Genomic DNA, 25,969 nt, shown 5'->3' with positions numbered 1-25,969 from the left:
GGGCGGCATAAGGAGGAGAAATGTCTGTATTTTCGTTGTTGGCGCAGCATGCCGACATGGCCGTGCACAATCTGCATGTCGCGGGTGCCATGGTCTCGGATGCTGCATTGCATGGCAAGCTCGCCGTCGAGCATGCTTCCGACCATCTCGTTGTCCTTGCGCAAGCAGACAGCGGACCCATAACCGTCGATCAGTTCAAGGAAAAGCTGAAGGAAGTCCAGCAGGAAGAGCAGCTCGGCTGGCTGACCGCCATCGGCAAGTACTTCATCGGCATCTTCCAGAAGGGCGGCGAAGTGTTCGCCGGCTTCGTCACCGGCATCATTCCGACGCTGGTGGTGCTGATGACCGCCTTCTACGCCGTCACCGAACTGGTCGGCGAAGAGCGCGTGCATGGCCTGGCGCGCGGCGCCGGCAGGATTGCCTTGACCCGCTATACGCTGCTGCCTCTGCTGGCGGTGTTCTTCCTCACCAATCCGATGGCCTACACGTTCGGATCGTTCCTGGAAGAAAAGCACAAGCCGGCCTTCTATGACGCGGCCGTGTCCTACGTGCATCCGCCGCTTGGCCTGTTCCCGCACATCAATCCGGGCGAATATTTCGTCTGGGGCGGCATTCTCGTGGCTCTGCTCGAGCTTGAGAAGAAGGGCGTTGTCGTCGCCGGTTACCACGTCAAGGTGGCGATCTGGTACGCCATTGTCGGCCTCGTCGTCATCCTGCTCAAGGGCATGCTGACCGAGCGCATCACCACCATCATGGCACGCCGCCAGGGCGTCGAGCTGTAAGGGCGGGGAGGACATCATGGACAGGACATTCAAAGCCGTAAAGATCTCGCGGGGCAACACAGGCTGGGGTGGCCCGCTCGTCATCGAGCCGACCGCGCAGCGCGACAAGGTCGTCTCCGTCACCGGCGGCGGCATCCATCCCGTCGCCCAACTCATCGCCGACATGACCGGCGCCACGGCCGTCGATGGCTTCAAGGCGCCGCCAATCGAAGGCGAGATGGCGGTGGTCGTCGTCGATTGCGGCGGCACCGCACGCTGCGGCGTCTATCCGCGCAAGCGCATCCCGACCGTCAATCTGACGCCGGTCGGCCAGGCTGGGCCGCTCGCCCAGTTCATCACCGAGGACATCTACGTTTCGGGCGTGAAGCCGGCCAACGTCACAATGGCGGACGGGTCCGAGGCGGTCACCACTGCGGGGGGAGCAGCATCGATGAGTTCAAGCAATAACACTGCTGCCGCAGCGCCACAGCCGCTGCCGAGCGAAGGCGGGCTGATCGGCCTGATCAGCTCGATCGGCCGCGTCATGGGCCGAGTGGTCGGCATCTTCTTCAATTCCGGCCGCCGCACGATCGACCAGGTGGTGCGCAACGTGCTGCCGTTCATGGCCTTCGTGACCATGCTCATCGGCCTGATCCTCTACACCGGCATCGGTGATGTGCTCGCCCAGCCGATGGGGCCGCTGGCCAACAACATTGTCGGCCTGCTGATCATCTCGGCCATTTGCGGCCTGCCATTCCTGTCGCCCATCCTGGGGCCGGGCGCCGTCATCGCGCAGGTCATCGGCGTGGCCATCATCGGCCCGCAGATCGCCAACGGCACGATTTCGCCGGCGATGGCTCTCCCGGCGCTGTTTGCCTACAATACCCAGGTGGGCTGCGACTTCGTCCCCGTCGGCCTGGCGCTCGGTGAGGCCAAGCCGAAGACGATCGAAATCGGCGTGCCGGCGGTGCTCATCAGCCGCCAGATCATGGGCCCCGTATCCGTGCTGATCGCATGGGTCGTCAGCCTGATCGTGTTCTAAGGAAATAAGAGAATGAGGTTCGCCACATGTCGGTTCTGCTGAGAACACGGGTCACTTCCATCGGGCCCGAAGTGGCGGATCTTGCCGAAGGGGGCGTGCTCATCCTGTTTGCGGATGGCTCGCCGCCGGAGCTTGCCGAGGTTTCGGTGCTCCACAAGACGGAGCTTGGACCCAGCGACGGCGCGCCGCAAAAGGGCGCGTCGATCACCCTTGGTCCGGTTTCCGCCGTCATAACCGCCGTCGGCTCCAGCGCATGGAGCAAGGTGCTCGAGATGGGCCATGTCGTCATCTCGTTCAATGGCGCCACCGAGGCCGAAAGGCCCGGCGAGATCTGCGCATCGCAGGTCGATGCCCAGGCGCTCGTGGCCGCCCTGAAGACGGACGCGATCATCACCATCGCCGCGTGAAGCATTCGCGCCGCGACGCATCTGGTTTCGGCTCCAGAGCAATTCCAGGAAAAGTGTGAAACGGTCTTCCGCCCGGAATTGCGTTAGAACAAAGAGTTAGAGCAATTCGTCGTTTCTGGACGAATTGCTCTAGGAAAAGCAGAGTATTTGCCATGGAACGCTCGACCATCGTCAGAGTGCATGAAGGTTTGCACGCCCGTCCTGCCACACGGTTCGTCAAGCTCGCGAAGGGCTTCGAATCCGATGTCGAGTTGGTCAAGGACGGCAAGGCGGTCAGCGCCAAGAGCTCCGTCAAGCTGATGCTGCTGGCGGTCAAGGAAAACCAGGAAGTCACCGTGCGGGCGAACGGCGCCGACGCCATCGAGGCGATCGAAGCGCTGATCGGCTATCTCGAAAACCCCAAGGCGGGTCTCGACGACGAAGCCGAGCCGCAGCGCCCGGCCAATGATGCCGGCCAGGCGGCATCCGCATCGGCACCCCAATCCGTGCCGGCTGCAGCAGGCGAAGCGAACGGCTTGCGCGGTGTCGCGGCAAGCGAGGGCGTCGCGATCGGGCCGGCCTTCGCACATTTCCCGCCCGAGATCGCCGGACAGGGCCGCATGCTGCAGGCCGAAGAGATCGCCGGCGAGATCGACAGGTTCCGTGCCGCGGTCGCCGCCGTCCAGGCGCGCATGGACCGGGCCTTGGCGCAGGACGGCCTGTCGGCCGCAGACCGCGGCATCGTCGCGGCACTCAGGGATATCGCCGCCGACGACAGCCTGACCGGCGAGGCCGAAAAGGCGATCAGGGGCGGCAACGACGCGGTCTCGGCCGTCATCACCGCAGCCTCCACGATCGCCGCCGATTTCAGCGCGGTCGACGATCACTACCTCAATGCGCGGGCCGACGATGTCCACGCCGTCGGGCGGCAGATCTGTCTGGTGCTGCTCGGCCAGGACGACGTCAGCCTCGAAAGCATTCCCGAAGGCGCCATTCTGATCGCCGACGACATCGGCGCCTGGGATCTGGCTCGGGCGCCGCTGAAGCGCATTGGCGGGGTGATTTGCGGCCATGGCGGCGCCACCTCGCACATCGCCATCATCGCGCGCTCGCACGGCATTCCGGCGGTGCTGGGCCTCGGCGACCAGGTCAATGCCTTGCGCATCGCGCGCGACGTGGCGCTCGACGGCAACACCGGCCATGTGATCATCGATCCGGACGAGGCGACGCGGGCCGACTATGCCGGCCGTGTCGAAGCGGCGGCGAAGGAGCGCGCCGGCCTGACCGTCTTCAAGATGGTGACGCCGAAACGTGCCGACGGCAAGGTGATCGAGGTCGCGGCCAATATCGGCTCGCTGGAGGAGATCGAGGCGGCGCAGGAAGCGGGCGCCATGGGCGTCGGCCTGTTCCGCACCGAACTCCTGTTCATGCGTCATATGCACCTCCCCTCGGAGGACATGCAGGCCGAGACCTATGCGGCACTGGCCAAGGCCTTCGCGCCCTATCCGGTCATCGTGCGCACGCTCGACATCGGCGGCGACAAGCCTATCGCCGGCATCGAGTTCCCCGATGAGGAGAACCCCTTTCTCGGCTGGCGCGGCATTCGAATGTGCCTCGACCGGCCCGATATCTTCAAACGCCAGCTCAGGGCGCTGCTGCGGGCGGCCGTGCACGGCAACATCAAGGTGATGCTGCCGATGGTGTCCGATATTTCCGAAGTGACGCGCACCCGCGCACTGGTCGATGAATGCGCCGCCGAACTCAAAGCCGAAGGCGTGCCGCATGCGACATTCGATCTCGGCGTGATGATCGAGACCCCGGCCGCCGTGCTGATCGCCCCGGCGCTGGCCAAGGAAGTGGCCTTCTTCTCGATCGGCACCAATGACCTCACCCAATACATCATGGCCGCCGACCGGCTCAACCCGACCGTCGCCAAGCTCAACGACGTCACCAATCCGGCGGTCATGTCGGCGATCGAGCTGACGGCCAAAGCCGGCGTCGCCGCCGGCATCATGGTGGGCATGTGCGGCGAGGCCGCCGGACGCCCGGATCTGATCCCGGCCTTCATCGAGATGGGTCTGACCGAGCTTTCGATGAGCCCGGCCTCGATCCAGCGCGCCAAGAAAACGATCACGGCCATGACGGCCGGGGACTAGATTTCCGGAAGCGCTGCTGGAGCTTACGGCAAATGCGCAAGCAAGGTGGCAAAGACTGGTGTCAGTTCCTCGACCGGGCTTGCCTTGGCGCAGGCCTGCGCGATGCGGTCGTGACGGATATCGGCAGCCAGGATCGCGATCTCCAGCATGTCGGGCTCAGGCGCGCCGTCGCGGCCAGTTGTCGCCAGGCCGCAGGCCAGAACCACCGGCGCCAGGCAGCTTATGTCGAGCGCGCGCTCCCCGGCCGTTTCCGGCGCGGCTTCGCCAAAGCGCACCGGACGCTGGCTGAGCAACTCGACCAGCAACGCCGCGCAAGTGGCCGCGATTGCCTGCAGTCCCGCGCCCGGCGCGGTCAACGCGGCCAGCAGATCACCATGGCGCTTGCGGATCGTGGCATGCGCGGCGGCGAAATCGGCTTCGTGGATGCGGGCATTGTCGATCTTCAGCCCGGCGAGCACCGCCTTCGTCAAATAGTACATGTCGCGCCGGAACAGGCGCTCGGCGCTCAACTGCCGCTCTTCGTTTCCGGCCGGAAAATAGGTGCCGAGGCCTTTCACGGTCGTGCCGTCCACCTTGATCGGGCGCTCGTGCGGGACAAAGGATTCAGCGATCGACAGCGCCTCGTCGACGGCGCTGGCGGCATGGCTGAGCAGGCCTTCGATGCCCTTGCCCGGAAACGGCGGCAGATGGCTGGTCGCTTCGCGCAACAAGCTGGCGTCGCCGGTGCCGTCATGGCGGCTTTGCCGGATGATGTCGCGGACCTCCCGCAACCGGTCCTTCAAATTGACGCGGACGTCTTCGGAGATTTGTCGGAGCATCGCGGTCTGCCTCGAAAGTGTCTTGCAGGGCGGCCGGCGAGGGGCCAGCCACCGACTCTACATTGTTCCTATCGATTGGTAGATCAATAGGCGATACTAGACCAGCATGCAGAATCGGCGACGGCGCGCTCTTCCGTCGCCGCGGGGGAGGGATGATTGGCCAGGCGACGACAGACGGAAGAAGGGCGGGCAGGAGCAGAGGCGACCGAGCAGGTGGCCAGTGAAAGCCGGACGGACCGCCTCAGGATTCGCGCCGCCTGGATGTATTTCGTCGAGCAGATGACGCAGAACGAGATCGCCGACGTGCTTGGCGTCGGCCGCGTCACCATCGTGCGCATGCTGGCCGAGGCGCGTTCGCGCAACGAGGTGAAGATCACCATCGAGAGCGAATTGTCGGAGATCGTGCGGCTGGAGCGCGCGCTGGAGCGGACCTTCGGCCTGCAGCAGGCGCTGGTCGCCCCGCTCACCGCGCCGAATGCCGATCCGATCCCGGCAATCAGCGCCAAGACCGGGGCTTTCCTGTCCGACACGATGAAATCCGGTATGCGCGTCGGCGTCGGCTGGGGCCGGACGCTGTTCTCCAGCCTGCCCTTCATCAGCGCCAAGTCGCTCACCGATTTCAAGGTCATTTCGCTGCTGGGTGGTGTCGGCGTCGTGCGGCGCTACAACCCGGCCGAGTTCGCCTGGCGCTTCGCCCAGATATTCCAGGGCGACGGCTATCTGATCCCGACGCCGGCCGTCGTCGATAGTGTCGAGACCAAGATCGCGCTGGTCGAGCGCTGCGGCCTGCAGGAGGTCTTTGAAATGGCCAACGTGCTCGATGCGGTTCTGCTGAGCGTCGGCGGCATCGCCTCGGCCACCACCTTCTCCCGCGGCGGCTTTCTCAGGGAAGCGGACCGCGAGGCCCTGCTCGAGCGTGGCGCCGTCGGCGACCTTCTGTTCCATTTCTTCGACCGCAATGGCGACCTGGTCGACCATCCCGTCAACAGCCACGTGATGTCGGTGGAAGTCGACCGTCTGCGCGCGGCGCCAATCCGCATCCTCACCTCCGGCGGCGAGGAGAAGACCGAGGCGCTGCTCGGTGCGATGAACCTGATCGCGCCGACGATCCTGATCACCGACGAGGAAAGCGCCAAGCGCATGCTCGAGGCGGTCAGCCCAAGCTGAAGGATGCCGTGATGTAATCGGGCCAGGCCTGCTGCTCGTCGAAGACGGCGGCGAGATCCGGTGTGTCCGCCAATATGCCGCCGAGCACCAGGGCCGTGGCGACGCCGACACCTTTGCCGCCAGCAATGTCGTGCTCGACGCTGTCGCCGACGCAGACGACGCTGCCGCGCTCAGGCTCACCGGCCAGCGCCAGGGCCGCAGCGAAGATCGCGCGATAGGGTTTGCCGATGCGGGTGACGCTGCCGCCCAGGCTTTCGTAGAGATCGGCGATCTCGCCGGCGCCGAAGCGCGGCCCTGCCGCCGTCAGCATGATCCTGTCCGGGTTGGTGCAGAAGCACGGCACCTTTCGCGCTGCCGCCGGGGCGAGCAGTTGGCGGTAATGGTCGAGGTCGTGGCGGTCGCCTTCGCTGGCGGAGATCAGCACCAGTTCGGCGTCCTCACCGGCCTCGGTCAGCACAAAGGGCAGGCCCTCGATCGCCGTGCGGTCGTTGTCGCGGCTGATCAGCAGGCATTTTGTCCCCGGACGCAGCTTTCCCGACGCCGCCATGTCGTTGAAGGATCGCCACGCCACCTCGCCGGAGGAGACAAAATGATCCCAACTGCCGGCGGCGAAGCCGAGTTTCAGCAGGCGGTCCTCATTGGGCTTGGCGCGCTTGCCGGAATTGGAGATCAGCACCACCGTCTTGCCGGCGCGCTTCAGCGCCAACAATGCCTTTACCGAGCCTGGATAAGGAGCCTGGCCGTCATGCAGCACGCCGAATTGGTCGAGCAGGAACACCTGGTAGCGCTCGGCCAGCGGCCCGATACCGTCGAGGCGTTCGATCTTCTTCGCACTCATGCCAGTCCTGCCTTGTTTGCGCCCTTCAGCGCCAGCCGCGCCGTGCCGGCGGCCGCCTCATCGGAAAGTGTCGGCAGGAAATCGACGCCGAGCTTGCGCCGCCGGATATCAGTCCAGGCCGGATTTGCGGCGCCGCCGCCGACGCTCCTGACAGAGGTCAGCGCCGGCGCGCCGAGCTCGGCCAGCCTGCGGTAGCCGAGCGCCTCGATCGCGGCCATGCCTTCGAACATCGCTTTGAGATAGTCAGCATCATCAGCTGGTCGCGGCGAAAGACGCGGCGGCAAGGTGGGATCGGCGATCGGAAAGCGCTCGCCCGATGCGCCGAGCGGATAATAGTCGAGCCCGGTTTGCGTCGTGGGGTCGATTGCCGCGCTGAGTTCGATGATCCGCGCCAGCGGAAAATACTGCGCCAGCACCTTGCCGCCGGAATTCGACGCGCCGCCGGCCAGCCAGGTGTCGCCGAGGCGATGGCTGTAGATGCCGAAGCGCGGCGCCGAGATCGGCCGGTCGGAGAGGATCTTGATGGTGAGCGAAGATCCCAGCGCCGTGACGCCGTCGCCAGCCGTCGTGGCGCCCGTCGCCAGGAACGAGGCACAGCCATCCGTGGTGCCGGCGAGCACGACCACATCGCGCGGCAGTCCAAACAGTTCCGCGGCGGCCGCGGTGAGCGTGCCGGTGACGGCACCCGGCTCGACGACATGAGGCAGCAAGTCCACGCGCATGCCGGTGGCCGCGATCCAGTCCGGCCAGCGGCGCGCCTCGACGTCATAGCCTGTCTTCAGTGCATTGTTCTCGTCGCTGACGTCGAAGCGGCCGGAGAAGTTTGCGGCGATCCAGTCGGCCTGGTGCAGCACGGCCGCGATGCCGGGCAGATGCTGGAACAGTAACGCCTTGGCAAGGCCGGAAGTCGCGCCGTGCGCGGCGCTCGCGTCCGGCGCCTCGCGGGCGACGGCTGCCAAGATGTCGGCGTCGTCGACCTTGTCGTTGTACATCAGCGGCTCAGTCAGCGGCCGCCCGACGGCGTCGACCGGCAGCAGCGTGCCCGACGTGCCATCGACGGCGATAGTGCGGACAGCAGCGCGGTCGATGCCCGAAAGCAGTTCCGTCAGAGCCGCCTGGACCGCTTGCCACCATGCCGAGGGGTCGCGGGGATTTTGGCCGAATCTGTCGAGCCGAACGGCGGACTGGCCGGCAATGGAAAAATCCGGGCGCATGGCGACGGCGCGCGCGCCCGACGTGCCGATGTCGATGCCGATGACAAGGGGCATCATGTCTTCAGTCCTTTGTTAGCCGCCTGTGGCATTGAGCTTCTGGCGATACTGCTCGGCGTCCCAATTGACCAGTTCGTCGTTCTCGGCAGCGGTGAGATAATTCAACCGCGCCGCGACATCGACGCGCGCGGCCACGTCGGCGAGGCAGCGCTGCATGGCGTCGGCGCCGGCGCTGGCGTCGCGGCGCATCAGCACGCCGGCGCCGGGGAACAGGATCGCCATGGGTGCCGTGCCGAGGCGCGCGGCGACCCCCGCCGCATTCTCGCCCGACCTCGCTACGATCGAGCCCTGGCCGAGGAAGATGACATGATCCGGATAGAGGCTGCCGGCCTCCGCCATGCGGCGGCTTTGCGGATCGAGCGCGACCGCATGAGCTTCCAGATCCGCCGGCAATCGGTAGACGCTGTCTGCCGCAAGCGCTGTCAGAGCCCTGACGTCGGGCGCTGCAGTCGCACGCGCCGGCCGTGCCAACAGCGCGCGGACGCGATGGAGCAGCCTCTGCGCCTCGGCGACGGTTTCGGCGGCGACGACCAGCCCATGATTGCCAAGGATCAGGACATCGACACCAGGCCGCAGTTTCTCGGAAATGCCACGGGCGAGCGGCAGGCCCGGCCGGCAATAGGGCACATAGGCCCATTCGATGCTGCCGAGCCGCCTGGCGACCTCGGCCTCGCCATCAGCCTGCACGGCAAGCGAAATCGTGTCGACGCAGTGGACATGCAAAACCACGCGTTGCGGCATCAAGGCGTGCACCGTGGTTTCGATCGACGGGCGCAGGCCGCGCGTGTTGAGTTCCTCGATGGCGAAGGCCTGCGGCTTGTCGGCGGCGGGATCGCGCTCTTCGACCGCCTCGAGCAGCGGCGCCATTGCCACCGGCACCATGATGTCGTCGCTGAGCGCATCCTTCAGCCAGGTGCCGGAGGCCTTGATCCACAGCGTGTCGCCGGCCTTGAGCGAGGTATTGCCGCCTGCCGCCTGGGTCATATGCGGGTTGAGCCCGATGCTGGCCGAAAGCGCCCGCAAGGCCGCCAGTTCCTGCGCGTCAGCTTGGGTTGCCATGGCGCCTTTCCTTCAACGCTTGCCCGGGATCCCGCCGCTGGGGCCGGTGTTGGCGCTGATATCGCAGATGCGAGCGACTTACGTCAACAGTGATCTACTATCATCAAAACCAGCTTGCAATCTGACTATTGTTGAGTAAGTTGCACCAATTGCCATGGAAAATGGCACTTGGGAGGAAAGAGTTGAGCGACTCCGGCCGCCAGCGTCAGATCGTCGAATTGCTGCGGGACCGCCCGTTCGCCTCGGTGCGCGAGCTGCAGGAGCGGCTTGGCGTTTCGGCGGCGACGGTCAGGCGCGACATAGACCGGATCGACGAGGCCGGCGAGGCGCGCAAGGTCTATGGCGGCATCTCGGCGCTCGACGGCGCATCGCATGCGGGCGTCGCCTATGCCCGGCCCTATGACGAGAACCGTGACCTCGCGGTCGAGGCCAAGCGGCAGATCGCGGCCATCGCGGCGACCATGGTGCGCGACGGCGACGCGGTCATCGTCCATGGCGGCTCGACCTGCTTCCATCTCGGCGTCAAGCTCGCCGAGCGCAACATTCGCCTCTACACCAATTCGATGCCGCTCGCGGCCTATCTCAGCGACCATGGCCATTGCAGCCTGACGGTTGCCGGCGGCGAGCTGCATCGCGAACCCGGCATCATCCATTCGCTGACTCAGGCAACGCCCTTCTACGCCTCGAAATTCTTTCTCGGCGCGCAAGGCCTCAACCAGGAAGGCGTGCTGGAATCGCATCCGCTGCTGGTGCGCTCCATTGTCGATCTCAGCCTCTGCGCCGACCAGATCGTGGTGCTGGCCGACAGCCGCAAACTGTCGATCCACGCGCGCAATGTCGCGCTGCCGCTATCGCGCATCGGCACGCTGATCACCGATGACGGCCTGTCGGATGCCGATGCGCGCATGCTGGAGGATGCCGGCGTCATGTTGCGGATCGCGTCCACCTCGGGAGCCGTGCCGTGAAAGTGGCGGTGCTCGATTTCGGCAAGACCAATTCGAAGCTGTTCGTCTTCGGCCAGGACGGACGCATCCTCGACGAGCGTCGGACCCAGCCAAAATGGACGCGCCAGGACGGCTTCAGCGTGCTCGACGAGGCCACCCTCCACGACTGGGCGCTCGGTGCTGTCACGGACGCGGTCGAAAACCATGGCGTGCAAGGGGTGATGGTGTCGGGCCATGGCTGCACCTTCGCTCTCGTGGACGACGCGGCGCTGACGCATCCGATCCTCGACTACGAGCAGGAGCCGCCGGCCGAAATCGCTGCCCGGATCGATCGTCGCATCCCGAATTTTGCCGAGACGTTCTCGCCCCGCCTGCCGCTCGGCTTCAACTACGGCCGACACATGCTGTGGCTGCAGGAGGTCGATCCCGACGCGTTCGCTGCGGCGAAGTCGATTCTCGGCTACCCCCAATACTGGAGCTGGCGCCTCGGTGGCCGAGCGGTCTCGGAAGTATCCTACCTCGGCTGTCATTCGCATTTGTGGGCGCCGCGCAGCCAGGACTTTTCATCGTTGGTCGATGCCGAGGGGTGGCGCGGCCAGATGCCGGGCTTCGCGCGCGCCGGCGCGGTCATCGGCGAACGGCGCCTTGGCGGAGCGGCACAGCCGATCGCCATCCACAATGGCGTCCACGACTCGAATGCGGCGCTCCATGCCTATCGCCGCCAGGAGCTTGGCCCGCTGACCGTGGTGTCGACCGGCACCTGGGTCGTCGTGCTCAATCCCGACTGCCCGCTGGACGTGCTCGACCGTGACCGCGACATGCTGGTCAATGTCGATGTCGACGGCGGCCCGGTGCCGACCATCCGCTTCATGGGCGGACGCGAATTCGCCGCCATCAGCGGCGGCTGGCAAGGCGCGATCCAGCATGGCGCGGTCCAGCAAGCGATCGACGCCGGCATCATGGCGCTGCCGAGCTTCGCGCCGGGCGGGCCGATGCCGGACCGTCCCGGCCGGCTGGTCGGGCGCGCGCCCGATGCCGCAGAACGCGCCGCGGCGGCTCTGCTCTATGTGGCGCTGATGGTCGATCTCTGCCTCGACCTCATCCATTCCCAAAACACCGTCATCGTCGATGGCGGGCTGAACGCTGGCGGCCTGCTTGCCGGGCTGTTGGCTGAGCTGCGTCCCGGCCAGGCCTTCCTGCAGGGCGCCACGCTGGAGGGCAGCGCCACGGGCGCGGCGGCGCTTGCCTTCGAGAGCGTCGGGCGCGACTTCGCCGCCGAGGCGCCGGAGCCGGTGCATGCGACGCGCTTCGGAGGCTTAACCGGCTATCGCGACGCCTGGCGCGATCACGTCGGCGGGCAGGCCGCCGCCATCAAGGCCGCGGGTGGTGCACGATGAGCGCGACGGCGCAGAAACAGGCAAGCAGCCATCCTGTGCTGGAGATGCTTCACATCTCCAAGACATTCGGTGCGATCCGCGCCTTGCAGGATGTTTCGCTCACCGTCCATGCCGGCGAGCTGCATGCGCTGATGGGCGAGAACGGCGCCGGCAAGTCGACGCTGATGAAGGTGCTGTCGGGCGCCTATCGGCCGGATGCCGGCGGCGAGATCCTGATCGACGGTGTGCCCGCCGCGACCGGCGATCCGATCAAGGCGCGCGCCGCCGGTATCGCGGTGATCTATCAGGAACTGTCGCTGGCGCCCAATCTGACGGTGGCGCAGAACATCTTCCTCGGCAACGAGCCGCGGCGCTTCGGCATTGTCGACCGCGATCAATGCAGCCGGCGGGCGAACGAAATCATCGCCCGGCTTGGCGTCTCCTTCTCGGCGCGTGCGCTGGTCTCCAGCCTGTCGCTCGGCGAGCGCCAGCTGGTCGAGATCGCCCGTGCCCTGTCGACCAATGCGCGCATCATCGTCATGGACGAGCCGACCACGTCGCTGACGTCGCGCGAGACCGACAGCCTCTTCGAAGTGATCGCGACGCTGAAGGCGCAAGGCATCGCCATCATCTACATCAGCCATCGCATGGAAGAGGTCTACCAGCTCGCCGACCGCGTCAGCGTGCTGCGCGACAGCGGCTATGTCGGCACGCTGGAGCGCGCCGACCTCAACGCTTCGCGGCTGGTCTCGATGATGGTCGGCCGCGATCTCTCCGCCTTCTACAAGAAGGATCATCGCCCTCCGGACGCGAAGCGCGCCATCGCACTCTCGGTGCGCGGCATGTCCGACGGGCGCCTGTTGAAGAACTGCTCGTTCGACCTGCACAAAGGCGAGGTTCTGGCTCTGGCAGGTCTTGTCGGCTCCGGCCGCACCGAACTCGCCCGGCTGATCTTCGGCGCCGACAAGCGCAGCGCCGGCACGCTGGAACTCGACGGCAAACCGATCTCCGTTGGCTCGCCGCGCGAAGCGCTCGACGCCGGCATCGCCTACCTCACCGAGGACCGCAAGGAACTCGGCCTGTTCCTCGACATGTCGATTTCCGACAACATCAGCATGGGCGTGCTGGCCAGGGACGCGCTGACCGGCGGATTGCGCGACTTCAGCGCCGCCGAAAGGCGCGCGGCGAAAGCCATTGCGGACCTGTCGATCCGCACCCGCTCGGCGCAGGCCAATGCCGGCTCGCTGTCGGGCGGCAACCAGCAGAAGGTGCTGCTCGCCCGGCTGCTGGAGACCGAGCCGAAAGTCGTCATCCTCGACGAGCCGACGCGCGGCGTCGATGTCGGCGCCAAGTCGGAAATCTACCGGCTGATCGACAACCTCGCCAACCGGGGCATCGCCATCCTGATGATCTCCAGCGAATTGCCCGAGGTGATCGGCGTCGCCGACCGCGTGCTGGTGATGCGCGACGGCGCCATAGCAGGCGAGGTGACGACATCCGGAGGCGAGCCGCTGCGTCAGGAGGCAATCATGGAACTTGCGACGGGAGCGGCCCAGGAATGACCGACAGAACGACGACGAGCGTGGATCAGGCGGCGGTCAGGAGCCGGCGGCTGCGCACGGCCTTCGCGGCGCTCGGCATGCTGCCGGTGCTGGTGCTGCTGGCGGCGGGCTTCCAGTTCATCAATCCGCGTTTCCTCACCGAGACCAATCTGCTCATCGTCACGCAGCAATCGTCGATCAACATCGTGCTCGCGGCCGGCATGACCTTCGTCATCCTGACCGGCGGCATCGACCTGTCGGTCGGCTCCATCCTTGCCGCGTCGGCAATGGTGGCGGTGCTGGTGTCCTTGGTGCCGGACTGGGGCCTGCTCGGCGTGCCGGCGGCCATCCTCGTCGGCCTCGGCTTTGGGCTCGTGAACGGGCTGCTCGTCGCCTATATCAGGCTGCCGCCCTTCATCGTCACGCTGGGTTCGCTGACGGCCGTGCGCGGCATCGCCCGCCTGCTCGGGCAGGACACGACGGTGTTCAATTCGGACCTGCCGTTCGACTTCATCGGCAATGGCTCGCTGTTCGGCATCCCCTGGCTGGTCGTCATCGCGCTGTCGGTCGTGGTGCTGTCCTGGCTGGTGCTCAAGCGCACCGTGCTCGGCACCTGGATCTATGCCGTCGGCGGCAATGCCGAGGCAGCGCGGCTGACCGGCATCAAGGTGCCGCTGGTGCTGCTGTTCTGTCTATGGCGTGTCCGGCCTGCTCGCCGGCCTCGGCGGCGCCATGTCGGCGGCAAGGCTTTATGCCGCCAACGGCCTGCAACTCGGCCAGTCCTACGAGCTCGACGCCATCGCCGCCGTCATCCTCGGCGGCACCAGCTTCGTCGGCGGCGTCGGCTCGATCTGGGGCACGCTGATCGGCGGCCTGATCATCGCGGTGCTCTCCAACGGGCTCATCTTGGCCGGTGTCTCGGACATCTGGCAGTACATCATCAAGGGATTGGTCATCATCGTGGCGGTCGCCCTCGACCGCTACCGGCTCCAGGCAGGGGCGAGAACGTGAGTGACCTAGTCGCCGGCATCAAAGACCGGCTTGTGTAACGCACCGTGAGAGGCGCGGGGCATCAGGAGGAAGTAAGCGTAATGAAGACCATCGCCAAACTGCTCTGCGGCGCCGCGTTCGCGGCCGTCGCCATCGCGCCGGCATCGGCCAAGGACCTCAACAAGGTCGGCATCTCGGTCGGCCTGCTCGGCAACCCCTTCTTCGTCGCCACCATCAAGGGCATCGAGGACGCGGCCAAGAAGATCAATCCGAAGGTCGAGGTGACGTCGGTATCGGCCGACTATGACCTCAACAAGCAGGTCTCGCAGGTCGATTCCTTCATCGCCGCGGGCGTCGACGTGATCATGCTCAACGCGGTCGACGCCAAGGCGATCGCGCCGGCGGTGAAGAAGGCACAGGCCGCCGGCATCATCGTCGCCGCCTTCGACGTCTCGGCGCCGGGCGCCGACGTCACCGTGATGACCAACAACGTCAAGGCCGGCGAGGAGGCCTGCCAGTATCTGGTCGATCATACCGGCGGCAAGGGCGACTACGTCATCCTCAACGGCCCGGCATCCTCGTCGATCCTGGAGCGGGTCAAGGGCTGCAAGAACGTGCTTTCGCAGCATGCCGATATCAAGATCCTGTCCGACGACCAGAACGCCGAAGGTTCGCGCGACGGCGGCCTGAAAGTGTTCCAGTCGCTGCTCACCCGCTTCGACAAGATCGACGCGGTGTTCGCCATCAACGACCCGACGGCGATCGGCGCCCAGCTTGCCGCCAAGCAGCTCAACCGCTCCGAGTTCATCTTCACCGCGGTCGACGGCGCGCCCGATATCGAAAAGGAGCTGTCTTCCGGCACCTCGATGATCAAGGCCTCGGCCTCGCAGGATCCCTATGTGATGGCCGGCCAGTCGCTGACGATGGCGGCCGAGCTGCTCGCCGGCAAGAAGCCGGCCGAGGCCACCGTGCTGCTCGATCCGAAGCTGATCACCGCCGAGAATTTGAAGGACTACAAGGGCTGGACCGCGGCCCGCTGATCACTCCAACAGGCGCGGCCGGATTTGTCCGGCCGCGCCCATTCTCATCGCAGCAAACCGGAGACGATCATGGCGCGCATCGGAATCCATTCTTTCGTCTGGTCGGCAAGCTCGGCACAGAGCGAGCTTGAACGCACACTGGCCAACACCAGGGAGGCCGGCTTCGACCTGATCGAATTCTCCTATCTCAACCCGGCCGATGTCGACATTGGCGGGCTTGCCAAACGCATCGCCGATCTCGGCCTCGGCGTGGCGATCAGCATCGGATTGCCTGGTGACGGCGACATATCGAGCGCCGACAAGGCGGTCGCCGCGCGCGGCGTCGAGATCCTCAACCAGACCATCGCGCTGACGCGCGATCTTGGCGGCCGCAAGGTCGCCGGCATCCTGTCGGCCGGCCATGGCCTGCAGATCGAAGCGCCGACGCGCGATCAATGGAACCGCAGCACTGCTGCGCTGGCGAAAGTCGCCGAGACGGCGAAGGCGGCCGGCGTCACGCTCAATCTCGAAATCGTCAACCGCTTCGAAAGCAATCTGCTCAACACCGCCGCGCAAGGTCTCGCCTTCATCGAGGATACCGGCTCGGACAACATCTTCCTGCACCTCGACACGTTCCACATGAACATCGAGGAGGCCGATGTCGGGCTGGCCATCCGCCACGCCGCGGGCAAGATCGGCTATGTCCATATCGGCGAGAGCCATCGCGGTTTCCTCGGCACCGGCAATATCGACTTCGCGGCGATTTTCGATGCGCTGACGGCCATCGGCTATGCCGACGATCTCAGCTTCGAATCCTTCTCCTCGGAGATCGTCGACGAGAACCTGTCGAAGAAGACCGCCATCTGGCGCAATCTGTGGGCCGACAATATGGCGCTCGCCAAGCACGCGCGCGCCTTCATCGGCCTTGGGCTCGAGACGGCGCGGCGCAAGGCGGAACTGGTCTCTGCCCGTCACAAGCCGTAGGGCGGTCGCGGACTTCCCAAGACGCCCAGGCACGTAAACGCCGCTCGTTGTCGTCGCGCATGCATTGCCGCCGTCCCATGCATCGGCTATCCGACCGCTGCGATACATGAAGCAGAAGGAAACCCGGCATGACCAATAAGACGATCCTCAAATTCGGCGCGATCGAACACGCGGAAGCCGGCGACCTGCCTGGCTGGATCGTGGTCGAGGGCCACCCGACCATGCAAACCGCCGTCCAGCACACGACGGAAGACGGCAAGGTGATGTCGGGCACGTGGCGGGCGTCGCCCGGCACCTATCATGCGACCTACACCGACTATGAATTCGTGCACATGATCGCCGGCCGCATCATCATCACGCCCGACGGCGGCACACCTGTCGAAGTCGGCCCGGGCGACGCTTTCGTGGTGGAAGCCGATTTCAAGGGAACCTGGAAGATCGTCGAGCCGGTGACCAAGCATTTCGTCGTCCGGGTGGCCTGAACCAGCCGTCTCAACAGCAGGAGCAGGCAGGTCGGCAATGCGCCGACCTGCAAGTGGCGCGGACCACGCAGTTCAATTCGCAACGCCACCGTCTTTATTTGTATCTGATCTGCTGATACATAACCCCGTGCGACCAGTGCGGGGCCATATGTCGAATGAAATCATGGTCGTCGATCCGCTTGAGCGGCTCGACCTGTTGAAGAGCCTCGCGAGCGAGGTTCGGGTCCGGATTCTCGACCTGCTGCACCGCAAGGGGCCGAAAAACGTCAATCAGGTGGCCGAAGAACTGGGTCTTCCGCAATCGACAATTTCGGCAAACATCCAGGTTCTTGTCGATGTCGGTCTGATCGAGACGAAATCACAGAAGGCGCGCAAGGGAAGCCAGAAGGTCTGTTATTCGACCTTCTCGGAGCTGGTTGTCGTCTTCAAGGACCGCACCCCGGCGCAGGATCTCGGCGTCATAGAAGTGGCGATGCCGCTTGGTCTCTACACAAGATGCGAAGTTTCCGCTCCCTGCGGCCTGTGTTCAAAGGACGGCGTCATCGGACTTCTCGATGTGCCCGATACCTTCCTCGATCCTGACCGTATGCGGGCCGGGCTGCTGTGGTTCACGCGCGGCTTCGTCGAATATCAGTTTCCCAACAATGCGACGCTTGCCAATGCCAAAGTCGGCGGGCTGGAACTGGCGATGGAGCTTTCGTCCGAGGTGCCGGGCACATCGAAGGATTGGCCGTCGGACATCACGGTCGCGATCAACGGACACGAGATAGATACCTGGACGGCGCCGGCCGACTATGGCGACAAGCGCGGCAAGCACACGCCCGGCTGGTGGAAGCTGGCCGGATCGCAGTATGGCGACCTCGCACACTGGCGCGTCACCAACAACGGCACCTATCGCAACAACGACAAGGTTTCCAAATGCTCGCTGGCTGATCTGGAGCTCGAGCGGCACCGCTCGATCCGGATACGTATCGGCGTGAAGGAAGATGCGCGTCACCCCGGCGGCATAAACATCTTCGGCAGCGGCTTCGGCAATTACAGCAACGACATCGTTCTGCGCCTGCTGAAGGCCTAGGGCATATTTGGCCCTTGACGGCCGAACCAACTCCGCCCTTAACTGACCCACGATCCGGATATAGATCGGAAAGTCGGATTGATAATCCGCAGTGGGAGGGATCATGAAGGCCAGAGTCACGGCGAACGCGGCCTATACCGTCGCGGATATCGACAAGCGTCTCTATGGCTCGTTTCTCGAGCATCTTGGTCGGGCGGTCTACACGGGCATCTACGAGCCCGGACATCCGCAAGCGGACGCACAGGGAATGCGCAAGGACGTGATCGAGCTGGTACGTGCGCTCGACACGCCGATCTGCCGCTACCCCGGTGGCAACTTCGTGTCCGCCTACAATTGGGAAGATGGCATAGGCCCAAAGGAGAACCGCCCGCGGCGGCTCGATCTTGCATGGCGCACCACGGAGCCGAACCTGGTTGGGATCCACGAATTCGCCGACTGGGCCGAAAAAGCCGGCACCGAGATGATGCTTGCCGTCAATCTCGGCTCCCGCGGCCTCGACGAGGCGCGGGCCTTCGTCGAATACGTCAATCACCCGGGCGGCAGCTACTGGTCAGATATCAGGGCCAAGAACGGACGCGCGCAACCCTGGAACTGCCGCCTCTGGTGTCTCGGCAATGAAATGGACGGCCCCTGGCAGGTCGGCCACAAGTCGGCGAGCGAATACGGGCATCTCGCCAACGAGACCGCCAAGGCGTTGCGCGGCCTCGACCCGACGGTGGAACTGGTCGTCTGCGGCTCGTCGCATTCCAATATGCCGACTTATCCGCAGTGGGAAGCGACCGTGCTGGAAGCGACCTACGAGCAGGTCGACTACATCTCTCTCCACATGTATTTCGAGAATTACGAGAAGAATACGGCCGAATATCTCGCTCTTCCGGCCAAGCTCGACCGCTACATCGGCACCGTCGCGGGCATCATCGACTACGTGAAGGCCAAGACCCGCTCGAAGCGGGACGTGAAGATCTCCTTCGACGAGTGGAACGTCTGGTACCATCAGCGCAAGCAGGACGCCGAGCGCATGCGCGGCTGGGACTGGCCGGAAGCGCCCAGGCTTTTGGAAGACATCTACAATTTCGAGGACGTGCTGCAGGTCGGCTGCATCCTCAACACCTTCATCCGCCGGTCGGATGTTGTTCGCATCGCCTGCATTGCGCAGCTGGTGAACGTAATCGCGCCGATCATGACCGACCCCGGCGGCAGCGCCTGGCGGCAAACGATCTACTGGCCTTTTATGCTGGCCTCCAGGTACGGCCGCGGCACCGCGCTGCAACTCGCGGTCGAGGTGCCTACCTATGACGCGGCCGTAGCCGACAAGGTGCCGTGGCTCGACATTGCAGGCGTGCACAATTCGAACGCCGGCACGCTGACCTTCTTCGCAATCAATCGGCATGGGTCCGAGACGATAGAGGCCGAAATCGCCCTCGAGCGGTTCGCCGCCAAGTCCATCGAGCACACGATCATCCGTCATGACGATCTTGAGGCCTGCAACACCAAGGACGCGCCGGACAACGTAGCACCGGTCAAAGGCAACGGGGCAACGCTCAACAGCAAGGGAATGACGCTGAACTTGCCGCCGCACTCCTACTCGATGGTGCGTGTGACGCTTTGAGTTAATATCCTGATATCGGATACATATCGTAAAATCCGTTGCGGGCGGATCGGTTTGGTGTAGCATTGAAACGTTCAAGGCGGATCTAACCGCCGTACTCGGGAGGAAGCTGAGATGAACTTTCGCAGGATGATGGCCATAGCGGTGGTTGCGGCCGGAGGAATCTGGGCCGTCGCGGCCCAGGCCGAAGAAACCGTCATGTGGTGGGATTTCCTCGGCGGCGGCGACGGTGTGCGCATGAAGCAGATGATCGCCGACTTCAACGCCGCCCACACCGGCAAGATCAAGATCGACGCCACGACGCTGGAGTGGGGCACGCCCTTCTACTCGAAGGTGCAGACCTCCGCCGCGGTCGGTGAGGCGCCAGACGTCATGACCTATCATGCCAGCCGTATCCCCCTGGCGGTGAGCCAGGACATTCTCGAAGAAATCACCGCCGACGACATGAGCAAGATGGGCCTCTCGGCCTCGGACTTCGCCCAGACGACGATGGGCGCCGTGACGGTCGACGGCAAGCAATACGCAGTGCCGCTCGATACCCATCCGATCGTCCTGTACTACAATCGCGTCCTCCTGAAGAAGGCAGGCGTGCTCGGCGACGACGGCCGTCCCGTGGGCATGAAAAACAAGGAGGAATTCACCGCGACACTGCAGAAGTTGAAGGATGCCGGCGTCGAGTTCCCGCTGGGCAGCGTCACCGCCGACGGCAACTTCATGTACCGCACCATCTATTCGCTGGTGTGCCAGCAAGGCGGCGAGCTTCTGACGGGCAACGAATTCCTCGCAGGCGACAACGGCAAGAAGCTGGCGAACGCGTTGGCGGTTCTGCAAGGGTGGACGAAGGCCGGGCTGCAGTCGACCTATACGGACTATCCCGCAACCGTCGCCCTGTTCACCTCGGGCAAGGCCGCTATGATGATCAACGGCGTCTGGGAAGTTCCCACGATGACCGACCTCGCCAAGCAAGGCAAGCTGTTCGACTGGGGCGCCGTCGAGATCCCGGTGATCTTCGACAAACCGTGCACCTATGCGGACAGCCATTCGTTCGCAATCCCGAAGAACAAGGGCAAGGAGCTCAGCCCGGAAAAGCGTGGCGCCGTTCTCGAGGTGATCTCATGGATCGACAAGCACTCGCTGTTCTGGGCGACGGCAGGCCACATCCCGGCATACAAGCCAGTCACCGAGTCGGCCGAATACAAGGCAATGCAGCCCAATGCGACCTACTCGACGCTGACGGCCAACATGATCTTCGATCCGAAGTCGACCAAGGCCGGTGTCGCCGGGCCGATCTTCGACATCATGTCCAATTATTTCGTGCCGACCCTCAACGGCGAGATGGACCCAGGCGAGGCGGTGAAATCCATCAAGGAAGAGCTGAACAGCATGTAGGGCTCAAAGGCTGGGACCGCCCGCCCAGGGCGGCCCCAGCCGTGTTCGAGGAAGAGCCATGCTTCGCAACTCCCGCACTGAACGTCTTGTCGCGCTGGTGCTGGTCGCTCCCTTCCTGGCGATCTACCTGCTGGCGTTCGTCTATCCGACGGTCCAGATGTTCCGCATCTCCTTCACCGATGCGCCGCTGATCGGCGCGGGTCGGTGGGTTGGCCTCGACAACTATCTGCGGCTCGACAACGACCCGATGTTCCGGCGCGCGGTCTGGAACACCGCTTACTTCGTGCTGATGACGGTCGTCCCCGGGACGCTCATCGCCCTTTTGATCGCGCTTGGCGTGTCGCGCCTCAAGGGTCGGTTCCAGTCGATCGTGCTGGCGCTGTTTTTCCTGCCCTACATTTTGCCGGTGTCGGTCGTCTATCTGATCTGGGACTGGACGCTGAATTTCCAGTTCGGGATCGCGATGCATGTGCTGGACTGGCTGGGAATCCCGCGCGTACCGGTCTTCAAGTCGCGCGTCTGGTTCTTGCCGGCGGTGGCCGGGGTGACGATCTGGTGGACCGCGGGCTTCTCGATCCTCCTCTTCCTCGCCGGACTGAGGTCCATACCAGTGGAGATCTACGAAGCCGCCGCACTCGACAACTCGACGCGATGGACCACGTTCCGGCGTATCACCTGGCCACTGCTATGGCCGGTTACCTCGCTGGTGTTGACCATCCAGCTCATCCTGCAGCTCAAGATCTTCGACCAGGTCTATCTGTTCTCGTTCGGCGGCCGGCCGAACGACAATATGGTCCTCGTCTATTACATCTTCCAAAAGGCCTTCCAGCAGAACCAGGGAGGCAGGGCGGCGGCTGTCGCCGTTACCCTCTTCGTGCTCGTGGTGGTCGTCTCGGTCCTGCAATTCCAACTGCTCCGGTTCGCCGAAAGGCGGCGCCGATGAACGCCATGGCTGCGCAACGCTGGAATTTCTGGGGCGGGATCATCACGGCACTGACGCTCGTCTGGGCCATCCTATGGGCATTCCCGCTCTATTGGGGGGTGATCTCATCGCTCAAACCGGACGACGAGGTCGTCCGGCCTTACATCGAACTCTGGCCCGAGACGCCGACGCTGGAGAACTACATTAGCGCCGTGACCACCACACAGATCGGCGCCTGGTACGTTAATTCGGTGGCGGTCGCGGTCGGCGTAACGGTCATCACCATCTTCATCTCGATGCTGTGCGGCTACGCGATCTCGCAGTTGCGGTTCCCGGGGCGCATCGCGCTGTGGTGGCTGATCCTCGCCTCCTTCATGGTTCCGACTTCGGCATTGATCATCAATCATTTCGTGCTGGTCGCCAACCTTGGCCTGCTCAACAGCTGGGCCGGGATCATGTTGCCGCAGCTTATCCACCCCGTCATCATCATCGTGTACAAGCAGTTCTTCGATCAGGTCCCGAAGGATTTCCGCGAGGCCGCGGTCATGGACAATGCGTCTGAATTCGGGATCCTCTTCAAGATCTACATGCCGATGAACTGGGGGGTAACGACGGCGCTGTCGATCGTCTGCTTCATCTGGACGTGGAACGCGTTCTTGTGGCCGTTCCTCTCGGTGACCCGCACCGAGATGATGACGATCACCGTCGGCATCACGCAGGTCAACGACGCCTTCGGTGTCTACTACGCGCGCCAGCTGTCGGCAGCCGTACTGGCCGGCCTGCCGGTGGCACTGGCCTACCTCTGCTTCCAGCGCCGGGTAACCGAAGCGATAACGCTCTCGGCAGGTATCAAGGGCTAAAGCGCCGGCAAGTGCACCGCAATGCCGGAGGGCACGATCGCCGCTGGGCAGGTTCAGGCCCCGTCAGCGCCCGCGTGCCAGGCCGATCCGTCCGCGGCGAAGAGATGCAGGGCCGTGGTGTCGAACTTCAGCCGAACGGCGTCGCCCGGTTTGACGCTCGAAAGCCCGCGATCCTGTGCCGTAACCTGCGTCCCATCCGCGAGCCGTGCGTAGACGAGCGTTCGCTCGCCAAGGCGCTCGACAACGGTGGCCGTGGCGGATGTTTCATTGCCCTCCGCGACGACCGTCAGCGATTCCGGCCGCACGCCGAGTTCGCGCCAATCCCTGTTGACCGGCGCGCCGGGAAGTTCGACCAGCGATCCGTCGGTCAAGCGCGCATTGAGCCTGTCACCCGAGCCCGAAACCGTAACGGGCAGAATGTTCATCGCGGGTGACCCGACGAAGGTCGCGACGAATCGCGACGCCGGACGCGCATAGACATCGACGGGTCTGCCCATCTGCTCTATCCGGCAATTGTTGAGGATCACAATACGGTCGGCGAGCGTCATCGCTTCCACCTGGTCGTGGGTGACGTAGATCATCGTCGACTTCAAACGCTGATGCAGTTCGGCAAGCTCGACGCGTGTACGGGCTCGAAGTGCTGCGTCCAGATTGGAGAGTGGCTCGTCGAACAGGAATGCCTTGGGCTCCTTGACGATCGCTCGCCCGATGGCGACGCGCTGGCGCTGCCCGCCGGAGAGCTGCGACGGCCGCCGCTGGAGCAGCGCTTCGATCTCCAGGATACGCGCAGCCTCGGCGATGCGTTGGCGTATGACATCCGGCGCGACCCGGATGTTCCTCAGCCCGAAGGCCATGTTCTCCGCGACTGTCATATGCGGGTAAAGCGCGTAGTTCTGGAAGACCATCGCAACGTTGCGCCTGCCCGGCGCAAGGTTCTCCGAGCGCACTCCGTCGATCGTCAGCGTGCCCTGGTCTATGCTTTCGAGGCCGGCGATCATGCGCAGCAGCGTCGTCTTGCCGGAACCGGACGGACCGAGAAACACGACCAGTTCTCCCGGCTCGATGTCCAGGCTCACGTCGCGGATCACTTCGACTGAGCCAAAGTGCTTCGATACGCCCGAAAGCGCGATTCCCGTCATGCTTGCGATCCCTTCTTTCCTACATAATTTCGGATAAATACCCGATGTCAAGGAACTAAGGGCGCCGAGCCGATCAGGCGGCCCAAACGCCGCATTGACCTGGCCAGGCATCGGCAGTCTCTTAGGGTCGCCCTTGGTGTTCAACGACTGGTCGAGGAAACGACAGATGCATCGGCGAGGTTTTCTGGCAGCAGGTCTTGCGACGATTTTTGTGGGCGAGCGTGCCGCTGCGCAGATGAAGATGGACGACATGCCGGGCATGAATATGGGCGGTCACGCGGGCCATGACATGGGCACCGCGCCGCAAGGCACGGTGGTTCTGCCCGAGGGCGAGGCGTTGCGCGAATTGCCCCTGCTGGCGAACGAAGCCGGCAGGCCGGGTCTGTTCAAGGCGACGCTGACGGCCGGGTCCGCCACGGCGCGTTTTGCCGAAGGACTGGACACGCCGATCCTCGCTTACAACGGCACCAGCCCCGGGCCTCTGATCGAGGCCGTGGAGGGCGACCGCGTCGAGATCACCTTCGCCAACCGGATCGCGAACGAGGCAAGCACCATCCACTGGCACGGCATGCCGGTGCCGGCCGATCAGGACGGCAATCCGATGGACCAGGTCGCCACCGGCACCGATCGCACCTACAGTTTCGATCTGCCGGAAGGCAGCGCCGGCTCTTATTGGTATCACCCGCATCCGCACGGCAAGACCGCCGAGCAGGTCTATCGCGGCCTTGCCGGCGTGTTCGTGGTCAAGCCGAAGGCCGATCCGATCCCGGCCGCCTATGGCGATACCGTGCTGGTTTTCACCGACCTGCGCCTTGCGGCCGATGGCACCTTGCCCGACAACACGATGACGGACCTGATGAACGGGCGCGTCGGCGACCATGTGTTGGTCAACGGGCAGAAGAATCCCACACTGGCGGTGCCCTTTGGCGCGAAACGGCGCTTCCGGCTCTACAATGCGACCAACGCGCGCTTTCTGCGGCTTTCCTTCGACGGCGCGGCGATGACGATCATCGGAACGGATGGCGGTCTGCTGGAGGCCCCGGTGGCTGCCGGCGACATCCTGCTCAGCCCGGCGGAACGGCTTGAACTGGTCGTGTCTTTCGACAAGCCCGGCGCGGCCGCGCTTGCCACGCTGGACTATGACCGCGGCTGGATGGGTCCCGGGCGCCCTGCCGATGCCGGGCTGACGCTGCTGACGGTCAATGTCTCGGAGACGCCGACCGGGCCTGTCCCGCCACTGCCCGACAGGCTGCGGCCGATCGCGCAACTCGGCGCTCCGGCGGTCAGCCGCCGCTTTGTCTTCACCGAAACCATGGCCATGAACGCCGGCGGCATGGAGATGGGCTTTCTGATCAATGGCGCCGCCTTCGACATGCAGCGCATCGACGTCGTCGCCAAGGCTGGTCAGGTCGAACTCTGGGAGATCGTCAACGAGGCGGACATGGATCATCCATTCCATGTGCATGGGACGCAGTTCCAGGTGGTCGAGCACGAACGCGGCGGCACCATGTCAAAGCCGGCCTATCGCGCCTGGAAAGACACCGTCAATGTCGCGCGCGGAGAGACGGTGCGGCTGCTGCTGCGGCAGGACCGGCCGGGGCCGAGGATGTATCACTGCCACATCCTCGAGCATGAGCAGCTCGGCATGATGGGCGTCGTCGACGTGCAGGCATAGTCCGGCGTGGCGGCGCTCTATGGCGCAATGTTCCTCAGCGCCTTCCTCGCCGCAACCGTCCTGCCGGTTTCGTCGGAGGTGGTGCTCGCCGGCCTGATCGTCTCGGGTCGCGGTGACCCTTGGCTGCTCCTTGTGGTGGCGACGATCGGCAACACGCTCGGCTCCGTGGTGAACTGGGTTCTGGGGCGTGGCATCGACGGGCTGCACAACAGGCGCTGGTTTCCAGTCGCCACGGATCGCTATGAGCAGGCATGCCGAACGTTCCGGCGCTTTGGCGAATGGACACTGTTGTTTACCTGGCTGCCGGTCGTGGGAGATGCTCTCACCCTTGCCGCGGGCGCTGCACGCGTGAACCTCGGCGTGTTCGTCGCTCTTGTCGCAACCGGCAAGGCTGCACGCTATGCGGTGATCGTCGCGGGAGGGTTGTGGGCGACGGCGTGAGTCATCGTCCGCATTGTCGACCGCG

The 25,969-nt window shown here is 64.5% G+C and carries 23 protein-coding genes and 1 pseudogene; 19 read left to right on the top strand and 5 right to left on the bottom strand.

The window, feature by feature from the left end; translation table 11 throughout:
- Nucleotides 1-20: 20 nt before the first annotated feature.
- From srlA to ptsP, 4 genes are all read left to right on the top strand, one after another.
- The gene (gene srlA, locus ACVILI_RS00805; RefSeq protein ID WP_027047456.1) at nt 21-782 is read left to right on the top strand and encodes a PTS glucitol/sorbitol transporter subunit IIC; all 762 of its coding nucleotides are present in this window, start codon (nt 21-23) and stop codon (nt 780-782) included.
- 16 nt (nt 783-798) lie between these two features.
- Nucleotides 799-1,803: a PTS glucitol/sorbitol transporter subunit IIB gene (gene srlE / locus ACVILI_RS00800; protein ID WP_038650011.1), complete on the top strand. Its 1,005-nt coding sequence runs from the start codon at nt 799-801 to the stop codon at nt 1,801-1,803.
- 26 nt (nt 1,804-1,829) lie between these two features.
- Nucleotides 1,830-2,210 (top strand): PTS glucitol/sorbitol transporter subunit IIA, encoded by a 381-nt coding sequence (locus ACVILI_RS00795; RefSeq protein WP_038650009.1) that lies wholly within the window; start codon nt 1,830-1,832, stop codon nt 2,208-2,210.
- A 152-nt stretch (nt 2,211-2,362) separates the two neighbouring features.
- Nucleotides 2,363-4,345: a phosphoenolpyruvate--protein phosphotransferase gene (gene ptsP, locus ACVILI_RS00790; protein ID WP_038650006.1), complete on the top strand. Its 1,983-nt coding sequence runs from the start codon at nt 2,363-2,365 to the stop codon at nt 4,343-4,345.
- 23 nt (nt 4,346-4,368) lie between these two features.
- Here the strand turns inward: ptsP and ACVILI_RS00785 are convergent, their stop codons facing one another.
- Entirely contained in the window at nt 4,369-5,163 is a 795-nt protein-coding gene (locus tag ACVILI_RS00785) for a hypothetical protein (RefSeq protein WP_019861513.1), read from the bottom strand.
- A gap of 156 nt (nt 5,164-5,319) precedes the next feature.
- On the opposite strand from ACVILI_RS00785, the gene ACVILI_RS00780 reads away from it, so the two are divergent.
- Nucleotides 5,320-6,330: a sugar-binding transcriptional regulator gene (locus ACVILI_RS00780; RefSeq protein ID WP_027047454.1), complete on the top strand. Its 1,011-nt coding sequence runs from the start codon at nt 5,320-5,322 to the stop codon at nt 6,328-6,330.
- Here the strand turns inward: ACVILI_RS00780 and ACVILI_RS00775 are convergent.
- Genes ACVILI_RS00775 through ACVILI_RS00765 form a run of 3 tightly spaced genes read right to left on the bottom strand, consistent with a single transcriptional unit; the run spans nt 6,317 to nt 9,498 of the window.
- Entirely contained in the window at nt 6,317-7,168 is an 852-nt protein-coding gene (locus ACVILI_RS00775; protein WP_038650004.1) for a TIGR01459 family HAD-type hydrolase, read from the bottom strand. The genes ACVILI_RS00780 and ACVILI_RS00775 overlap by 14 nt on opposite strands.
- A complete protein-coding gene (locus ACVILI_RS00770; RefSeq protein ID WP_019861510.1) occupies nt 7,165-8,439 on the bottom strand; it encodes an FGGY-family carbohydrate kinase in 1,275 nt (424 codons plus the stop codon). Before ACVILI_RS00770 ends, ACVILI_RS00775 begins: the two co-directional genes overlap by 4 nt.
- Before the next feature lie 15 nt (nt 8,440-8,454).
- Nucleotides 8,455-9,498, bottom strand: coding sequence for a class II aldolase/adducin family protein (locus tag ACVILI_RS00765; protein ID WP_019861509.1), 1,044 nt, complete (start codon nt 9,496-9,498; stop codon nt 8,455-8,457).
- Nucleotides 9,499-9,680: 182 nt separating this feature from the next.
- Here ACVILI_RS00765 and ACVILI_RS00760 point away from each other — a divergent pair, with 182 nt between their 5' ends.
- The 12 genes and pseudogenes from ACVILI_RS00760 (at nt 9,681) to ACVILI_RS00705 (ending at nt 22,689) form a co-directional block, all read left to right on the top strand.
- On the top strand, nt 9,681-10,463 hold the full coding sequence (locus ACVILI_RS00760; RefSeq protein WP_027047453.1) for a DeoR/GlpR family DNA-binding transcription regulator: 783 nt from the start codon (nt 9,681-9,683) through the stop codon (nt 10,461-10,463).
- Nucleotides 10,460-11,839 (top strand): acetate and sugar kinases/Hsc70/actin family protein, encoded by a 1,380-nt coding sequence (locus ACVILI_RS00755; protein ID WP_038650001.1) that lies wholly within the window; start codon nt 10,460-10,462, stop codon nt 11,837-11,839. Before ACVILI_RS00760 ends, ACVILI_RS00755 begins: the two co-directional genes overlap by 4 nt.
- The gene (locus ACVILI_RS00750; protein ID WP_038649999.1) at nt 11,836-13,380 is read left to right on the top strand and encodes a sugar ABC transporter ATP-binding protein; all 1,545 of its coding nucleotides are present in this window, start codon (nt 11,836-11,838) and stop codon (nt 13,378-13,380) included. The genes ACVILI_RS00755 and ACVILI_RS00750 overlap by 4 nt, the downstream gene beginning before the upstream one ends.
- Nucleotides 13,377-14,370 (top strand): annotated as a pseudogene (locus tag ACVILI_RS00745) (ABC transporter permease subunit). The gene ACVILI_RS00750 and the pseudogene ACVILI_RS00745 overlap by 4 nt, the downstream one beginning before the upstream one ends.
- 80 nt (nt 14,371-14,450) lie before the next feature.
- On the top strand, nt 14,451-15,389 hold the full coding sequence (locus ACVILI_RS00740) for an ABC transporter substrate-binding protein (RefSeq protein WP_027047452.1): 939 nt from the start codon (nt 14,451-14,453) through the stop codon (nt 15,387-15,389).
- 69 nt (nt 15,390-15,458) lie between these two features.
- On the top strand, nt 15,459-16,352 hold the full coding sequence (locus tag ACVILI_RS00735) for a sugar phosphate isomerase/epimerase family protein (protein WP_019861503.1): 894 nt from the start codon (nt 15,459-15,461) through the stop codon (nt 16,350-16,352).
- Nucleotides 16,353-16,480: 128 nt separating this feature from the next.
- Nucleotides 16,481-16,834: a cupin domain-containing protein gene (locus ACVILI_RS00730; RefSeq protein ID WP_038649996.1), complete on the top strand. Its 354-nt coding sequence runs from the start codon at nt 16,481-16,483 to the stop codon at nt 16,832-16,834.
- A 148-nt stretch (nt 16,835-16,982) separates the two neighbouring features.
- The gene (locus ACVILI_RS00725; protein WP_038653432.1) at nt 16,983-17,909 is read left to right on the top strand and encodes an ArsR/SmtB family transcription factor; all 927 of its coding nucleotides are present in this window, start codon (nt 16,983-16,985) and stop codon (nt 17,907-17,909) included.
- A gap of 103 nt (nt 17,910-18,012) precedes the next feature.
- Nucleotides 18,013-19,518 carry an arabinosylfuranosidase ArfA gene (arfA, locus tag ACVILI_RS00720; protein WP_038649993.1) on the top strand — a complete coding sequence of 502 codons (1,506 nt, stop codon included), beginning with the start codon at nt 18,013-18,015 and terminating at the stop codon, nt 19,516-19,518.
- A 114-nt stretch (nt 19,519-19,632) separates the two neighbouring features.
- Nucleotides 19,633-20,907: an extracellular solute-binding protein gene (locus ACVILI_RS00715; protein ID WP_038649990.1), complete on the top strand. Its 1,275-nt coding sequence runs from the start codon at nt 19,633-19,635 to the stop codon at nt 20,905-20,907.
- Between the two features lie 58 nt (nt 20,908-20,965).
- Nucleotides 20,966-21,850: a carbohydrate ABC transporter permease gene (locus ACVILI_RS00710; RefSeq protein WP_038649988.1), complete on the top strand. Its 885-nt coding sequence runs from the start codon at nt 20,966-20,968 to the stop codon at nt 21,848-21,850.
- The gene (locus tag ACVILI_RS00705; RefSeq protein WP_019861495.1) at nt 21,847-22,689 is read left to right on the top strand and encodes a carbohydrate ABC transporter permease; all 843 of its coding nucleotides are present in this window, start codon (nt 21,847-21,849) and stop codon (nt 22,687-22,689) included. The genes ACVILI_RS00710 and ACVILI_RS00705 overlap by 4 nt, the downstream gene beginning before the upstream one ends.
- 53 nt (nt 22,690-22,742) lie before the next feature.
- Here ACVILI_RS00705 and ACVILI_RS00700 read toward each other — a convergent pair whose 3' ends face one another.
- Entirely contained in the window at nt 22,743-23,828 is a 1,086-nt protein-coding gene (locus ACVILI_RS00700) for an ABC transporter ATP-binding protein (protein WP_019861494.1), read from the bottom strand.
- 241 nt (nt 23,829-24,069) lie between these two features.
- Between ACVILI_RS00700 and ACVILI_RS00695 the strand changes: the two genes are divergently transcribed.
- Nucleotides 24,070-25,503, top strand: coding sequence for a multicopper oxidase family protein (locus ACVILI_RS00695; RefSeq protein ID WP_245435297.1), 1,434 nt, complete (start codon nt 24,070-24,072; stop codon nt 25,501-25,503).
- Nucleotides 25,504-25,509: 6 nt separating this feature from the next.
- A complete protein-coding gene (locus ACVILI_RS00690) occupies nt 25,510-25,944 on the top strand; it encodes a YqaA family protein (RefSeq protein ID WP_084791692.1) in 435 nt (144 codons plus the stop codon).
- The last annotated feature ends 25 nt before the right edge of the window (nt 25,945-25,969 follow it).

This window comes from Mesorhizobium sp. USDA 4775, from assembly GCF_054062655.1.
This window is presented reverse-complemented; position numbering and strand designations above follow the sequence as displayed.